We start from the raw sequence: 1338 nt of genomic DNA, 5'->3' as shown, positions 1-1338 counted from the left end.
TCAGGCCGCCGCCGCCCAGATCGGTTGTTTGCATCCCGATGTCATGCAGCTGGTTGTCCGTGAACATCCAGCCGGAATGACAAGACACGCAATTCGCCCGCCCATTAAACAGCGCAAAGCCGCGTTTGGCGGCCTCCGGCACTGCAGTTGCATCCCCGCTTACCCAGCGGTCGAAACTGGCTACGCCGCTGACAATCGTGCGCTGATAGGTGGCGAGTGCGGTCAGGACGGTCTCCTTGCGGATCCCCCGCCCAGGGAACAGGCGCTCGAACCAGAAATTGTATTCATGCACCGCAGTCAGGCGGGCGGTGATGCCGTCAAAGGTTGCGTTCATCTCATCCGGAGCAGTAATTGGTCCAATAGCCTGCTGTTCCAGGCTGTCCGCGCGCCCGTCCCAGAACAGCGGGGTGATCCAGGCGGCGTTCAGGAGTGTCGGCGCATGGCGGCGCACCGGCTTATTTGCAGCACCAATGGCTTTGGGAACCGGGGTTTCCCAGCCGAAAGAAGGGTTGTGGCAGCTTGAGCAGCTGATGTTCTGGCCGCCGGACAGGCGCGGATCGAAGAACAGCATTTTGCCTAAGGTGGCAATTTCGCGGCTGTAGGGCGCAGCCTCCGGGAACGGCACGGCAGCAGGCCGCTTGAATGCTTCAAGCCCGGCGGGTTGCGCTAGGCTCTGGACGGCCCATAGCAGCAGCGGCACTACAGCAGCGGCAGCAGCTTTCCACTGCATTTAGGACCTCCCCACACTATCCAAAGCCTAGTTACCCGGAATAACACTCTCTGAGAAGGCCGTTAAATTTGCGTAAGCTTTGCCGTCTTTCCGGCCTCATGTGTGCTCTAGGTCCGGTGCCCGGCCTGCGTCCCTGACACTTTCTTGGATCCCGCACGCCGGGTTGCCAGCCAAGGCCCGGTTTTCAGCACCATCAGCGCAAACCCAGCGGTCCATAAACCTCCGGAAACGGTGATGCCGGTCCAGCCCGCGGCCAGTTCAGTGCTGCCTGCAACCCGCAAAGCGGCAGACGCTATGACCAGCGCAAAGGCCGCGGTCAGAGCCGGGCCTGCAACCAGCGGCCTGCCGCTGTGGCCCATGGTGGCGCGCATCATGACGGCCAATGTCATGCCGCCAACGGCGCCGATACCCAGGATATGCGCGGCTGCGGCAGGTTCGAGCAAGCCAAATGGCACTGCCGCGGCGGCAATCAGCCCTACAGGCACCAGCGCATAGGCCGCATGCAGCATGAACAGCAGCGGCTCACCAAGGCTGCCCAGCCCGCACCAGCGTGCCAATCGCAATACGTGCAGCAGCCCGGCAGCCAATAACAGCACACCGCTGACGGC

General features: G+C 62.6%; 2 protein-coding genes. Both read right to left on the bottom strand.

All coding sequences use genetic code 11. From position 1 onward, the window contains the following. On the bottom strand, positions 1-730 hold a 730-nt coding region (locus A2I95_RS38600), incomplete at its 3' end, for a cytochrome c peroxidase (RefSeq protein WP_291737679.1). Between the two features lie 107 nt (positions 731-837). Then, a partial coding sequence (locus A2I95_RS38595; protein WP_291737678.1) for an NnrS family protein occupies positions 838-1338 on the bottom strand: 501 nt, incomplete at its 5' end.

This window comes from Leisingera sp. F5 (assembly GCF_001593695.1).
Note: the sequence above shows the minus strand (reverse complement) of the source record. Positions and strands in the feature narration are given on the sequence as shown.